The organism is Eudoraea sp., from assembly GCF_049665975.1.
GTDB lineage: Bacteria > Bacteroidota > Bacteroidia > Flavobacteriales > Flavobacteriaceae > Eudoraea.
Map to the genome: position 1 here is coordinate 1 of NZ_JBATGR010000434.1, position 4,829 is coordinate 4,829.

A 4,829-nucleotide genomic window follows, 5' to 3' on the forward strand; every position below is an offset into this window, starting at 1 on the left:
GGTTGCAATATTGGTAAAAAGATCCCTTGCCGAAAAGATCTATATCCTGACTATAAAAATGTCCTTGGTCTGAGAATTCATTTCCATCCGGGAGCTGATAAAATTTCCGCTCCAATACCTGCAGCTCTGTTTCATTAATAGAGATCAAGGCCAGTAATTTGTTTTTTTGGTACGACAGGTCGCTATGTCTCGAAACCAAATAAAGAAAAAGTATTGCCGCAAAAAGAACAATTAAAAGAATGTAATTTGAGTTGTCATAAAACAGGTATATCCCTAAAATTGCAAGGACAAAAACCGTCAACCTAACCATACTGGAGACCCATAATTGCTTTTTAACCTGAATAAACAGCTTACTCAATTTGTCTTTTCTTTCTTTGTAGAATATTGTGGGGTTAAGCATATAAACTAGCTCTTTTGAATTGAGGTGGTAAAGATATGGTATTCTTAAAGGGATCTAAAGATTAAATCATACCCTCGAGCGCAGATTTTTGTTTTTTGGTTAGCTTAGAAACTACCAATTCGTAAGAATGATTCACAAGTTCTGATATCAGTTTAGTGGGCAACTGTTCCAGAAATAATGTGTTCCAATGCACTTTGCTCATATGATAGCCGGGGGTTATAATTCCATCATAGGTTTCCCGCAACTCAATGGCCCTCTCCGGATCACATTTTAAATTTACCTGAGAGGGTATCCGTACAAGCGGAGCTATTGAAAAGATTTTACCCATGACTTTAAAGACCAGTGTATCGGCATCAAAAGGGAATTCCTCAGTTACTCCGCTTTTGCTTAAACAAAGTCCCCGGTACGTTTCAATATTCATTTTCTAAGCAAATTAACCATGTCCATTGCCGACAAAACACGCACACATAATATTATTTAACCCCCGAAAATTATAATTTAATTCCCTCTGAATCATAAACGACCACTTTTTTCCAAAGGCTTTGCGCTGCCTCAATAAATGCCTCGTGTGCTTTTTCTTTTTGGTACTTCTCTTGTTCTTTGGCAGATTTAAAACTTACTATCAAATTGTAAGTAAATGAATCATCTACCACATCGCGGGTAGCTGTAGGGGGTTTGCCAAAATATTGCGTGTTGGCATGTTTTGACTTCTTCATAAACTTCTTCAACGCTTTTTCAAATTGCTTTTGGTCATCTTTATTGTCGGGATTGTTAAGCCAAAAGTAAACGACATGCACAAATCCTGGGTCTAAATTTTTCATATGCTTATCTGCCGCCTGTCCGAAGGTTGTTCCGGAGATTACTAAAAGTGTTAAAATACAAATTGTCCTTTTCATTTTATTATGATTTAAATTTAAAATATTATTTTTCAATAAAAGGTTTTTTATGGTCGCTTAATTCCAAAGTCGAGTAATCTAATTTCCACCCGATGGTTTCAACAATTTTCTCGATCAATAAAACAGCTTCCAAAGCTTCCCTTCGAGCTGTATCCATGAGCCCGCTTTCAGGAATTTTCTCCATGACATGTTTTTTAGCTTCCTGATTTAAGGCTGTCAAATCTTTTGGAGTAAATGAATTGAAAAGACCATTTTTTATATCGTAAAATTCAAGCTCCGGTTGAATAGAAAGCACTTCCGGCTGGGGAAAGTTAGTAAGAATTATTTTCTTTTTATCCGTATCGGCATGCATTAATACTTTTTTAAGGTCATAACCTATTTGCGCTTTTGCATTAATTACGATCAATGCCTTTTTCTTGCTGCTAAGCAAGCTCATAAAGTGTTCCCTGGTATTTTCATATTTGTAAATCTCAGCAAAATCACCCTCCACAGATATCAATTTACAAACGCTTTTAATTTTTTCCAATATTATCGTGGATTGATGCTCTGTGAGCTCTTTGCTCCTCTTAATACGAAATAATGAGTACATCCAATACATTAGGATTGCACCTAATATTAACCCAAAAAACAGTTCAAAAATACTATCCATCGCTTTTTCCTACTTCTCCTAAATGTGTATATTTAAATCCTTACTCATATTTTAATCCATAACCGAAAGTTCTGTCCACCGCTGAGTGTGAAAATAAAACTATTCCGGCTCCTTCTAACAAAGGAAAAGAAAAATATGCTCCAAAAATATGAATAACTATTGCCAAACCTTTATGATGAAAGATATTATATGTAACCGCCCCTATTTTATTTCCTAAAATATATCCCAACATTACAATATCAGGAACCAGAAGAAACACAAAAAACCACCGCCAGGAAAAAGGAAGGAAGACGAAAAGATAGAAACCAAATACAAACATAGCCAATTCCTCTATTTTAATAAGAGTTTTCATGGCATTATTGGTTTAAATATTACCGGCCTGCTTGGACTTGCATCATTCTCCATTGGGGCCAGTTGCAAGTTTAAAATATAAGTACCGTCTTTAATAGAATTGTTAACAAATATAAATTCTGTAATAGTGGCTCTGGTACGCATCTTGCCTTCAACACACCAGAATACTTTATGGGCCAAAAGCGCTCCATTGTCTTTTTCTTTGTCTATAGAAGGGAGGTCTATGAGCAAGTGATTTATTCCCTTATCTACTAAATATTGAGCTGCTTCTTCTAATAAATAAGGTGGATTTGTATCGGAATATTTCTTTGATAATTTTTCTTCAAAATTCGGTAAAGTTCTGATTATGAGTGCTTCACATTTTTTATTTCCAATCGCATACTGAATTTGCTTTCTGGAGACCACAAAATCATTCTGATACTTTTCCGGGGCGATGGTGACCACCTCAGCAAGGAAAAAATAGTCTGACAATTGCTTATTTATGGAATAGCTCTCTTCTGTGATATGCCCAATACATTCTGTATGAGTCCCATGTGCATGAGGATTAAAACTGATATCGTTAAAATTGGTGGATGCTCCTTCAGATACTTTTCCAATAAAATCCCCTTCCCTATGTGGTTCTATTACAGGCGCATTAAGGTTCCATGCCCGCACATTAGATTCATTGCCCCTCAATGGAATTGAAATATCCAGAGGCTTGGAAAGGTCTATCTGATAGTCTCCGCTATTGTGTTTTATTAGTGCCAGCATACGTCTTATTGTAAGAATCTTAATTCAATTTAATCATAAATAAATCACTTGCGATCCCATCGCACAAAAACTTTCCTTTTTTGGTAACAGAAATTTTATTCCTATCAACAGAGAGCATTTCCTCCTTGATATATTTATCTGATTGCTGCATCAGGTACTCAAAATACGAGTTGCCAAATTCCGTTTGAATTTTGTAAAGTGAAATTCCCCAAATTGTTCGCAGGCCAGTCATGACATATTCGTTATATCGGTCTGTTTTGCTGAGTACCTCAACTTCTATTGGAAGAACTCTCTCTTTAATTGATCTAATATATTTCGAATTATTATTGATATTCCATCCCCTTTTTGTGCCGTCATAGGAATGTGCAGACGGTCCTATCCCTAAATATTTTTTTCCCTTCCAATAAGCTGTATTGTTTTTTGAGAAATATCCTTCTTTCCCAAAGTTGGAGATTTCATAATTTATAAAACCTTCCTTTTCCAGGAGGGCACATAATATATTAAACTGTTCTTCGGCCATCTCATCATCTACATTGGGAATAATTCCCTTGTCAATAAATGCTTTTAAAGCGGTTTTAGGTTCCACCGTTAACGCATAACTCGATATATGTGGCAATTCATAAGACAGGGCCTTGGTAATATTCTCCTGCCAACGCTTATGGGTCATCCCAGGTATCCCATAGATAAGGTCAATAGAAATATTTTCAAAATACTTTTTGGACTCATTGAGACATAAATGGGCTTCCTTAGCATTATGTGCTCTGTTCATTAATTTAAGATCCTGATCAAAAAAGGATTGTACTCCAATACTTAGTCGATTAATGGGAGAATCGCTCAACTCTTTTATTTTTTTTAGGGATAAGTCATCCGGATTGGCTTCCAGGGTTATTTCAGGATTCTCAATTACACTATAATTCTCTGCAACAGTTTTAACAATTTCATTGATTTCTCCTATTTCTAAAACCGATGGCGTACCGCCCCCAAAATAAATGGTCTGTACTTCTTCATTTTTCAATTCATCTTTGCGAAGCAATAATTCCTTCTGCAAGGCGCTTACCATATCTTGCTTTTTCCTCAAATTAGTAGAGAAATGAAAGTCACAATAATGACAGGCCTGTTTGCAAAATGGAATATGTATGTAGATGCCAGCCATAGGATGATTAAGAATAAAACAATTAAATAACTAGTGACTAAAACCTACTTTAACCGATCTTCATTTTGTTTTACGAATGCAGACCATCCGGTATAGCTCTTTCCTACCTCCACCCTGCCTTCATTATAGAAATGACATACGGCAGCCGCAAGGCCATCTGTACTGTCGAGATTTTTTGGAAGAGATTTCAATCCAAGAGTGCTTTGAAGCATTTTTGCCACCTGTTCTTTACTGGCATTGCCATTACCCGTAATCGCCATCTTTATTTTTTTAGGCATATATTCGGTAATCGGAATTTGCCTGGAAAGCCCTGCTGCCATGGCAACTCCCTGTGCCCGGCCAAGTTTTAACATAGACTGGACATTTTTTCCATAAAAGGGAGCTTCAATGGCAATTTCATCCGGATGGTAGGTGTCAATGAGTTCAATGGTTCGTTCAAAAATAAGTTTGAGTTTGGTAAAGGGATCATTGTATTTTTTGAGTAATAATTCATTCATCTGAATAAATGTCATCTTCTTCCCAGTTACTTTAATGATTCCGAATCCCATGATAGTAGTTCCCGGATCAATCCCTAATATGATTTTTTCGTTTTGCAATTTATTTTGTTTACTCTGAGTTTAAAACAATAGG

At 36.0% G+C, this 4,829-nt stretch carries 7 protein-coding genes and 1 pseudogene; all 8 read right to left on the bottom strand.

What is annotated here, in order from left to right:
- Positions 1 to 400 (bottom strand): annotated as a pseudogene (locus WBN20_RS14260) (MutS-related protein); the annotation flags it as partial.
- 61 nt (positions 401 to 461) lie between these two features.
- The gene (locus WBN20_RS14265) at positions 462 to 821 is read right to left on the bottom strand and encodes an MmcQ/YjbR family DNA-binding protein (protein ID WP_424282170.1); all 360 of its coding nucleotides are present in this window, start codon (positions 819 to 821) and stop codon (positions 462 to 464) included.
- Positions 822 to 891: 70 nt separating this feature from the next.
- Positions 892 to 1,296, bottom strand: coding sequence for a Dabb family protein (locus WBN20_RS14270; protein WP_424274902.1), 405 nt, complete (start codon positions 1,294 to 1,296; stop codon positions 892 to 894).
- A gap of 25 nt (positions 1,297 to 1,321) precedes the next feature.
- On the bottom strand, positions 1,322 to 1,945 hold the full coding sequence (locus WBN20_RS14275; RefSeq protein WP_297702969.1) for a DUF4230 domain-containing protein: 624 nt from the start codon (positions 1,943 to 1,945) through the stop codon (positions 1,322 to 1,324).
- A gap of 40 nt (positions 1,946 to 1,985) precedes the next feature.
- Positions 1,986 to 2,297, bottom strand: coding sequence for a DUF4260 domain-containing protein (locus WBN20_RS14280; RefSeq protein WP_424282171.1), 312 nt, complete (start codon positions 2,295 to 2,297; stop codon positions 1,986 to 1,988).
- Positions 2,294 to 3,046 (bottom strand): cyclase family protein, encoded by a 753-nt coding sequence (locus WBN20_RS14285; RefSeq protein ID WP_424282172.1) that lies wholly within the window; start codon positions 3,044 to 3,046, stop codon positions 2,294 to 2,296. Before WBN20_RS14285 ends, WBN20_RS14280 begins: the two co-directional genes overlap by 4 nt.
- A gap of 19 nt (positions 3,047 to 3,065) precedes the next feature.
- Positions 3,066 to 4,199, bottom strand: coding sequence for a radical SAM family heme chaperone HemW (gene hemW, locus WBN20_RS14290; protein WP_424282173.1), 1,134 nt, complete (start codon positions 4,197 to 4,199; stop codon positions 3,066 to 3,068).
- A gap of 44 nt (positions 4,200 to 4,243) precedes the next feature.
- Positions 4,244 to 4,795, bottom strand: coding sequence for a crossover junction endodeoxyribonuclease RuvC (gene ruvC / locus WBN20_RS14295; RefSeq protein ID WP_299164383.1), 552 nt, complete (start codon positions 4,793 to 4,795; stop codon positions 4,244 to 4,246).
- Positions 4,796 to 4,829: the final 34 nt, after the last annotated feature.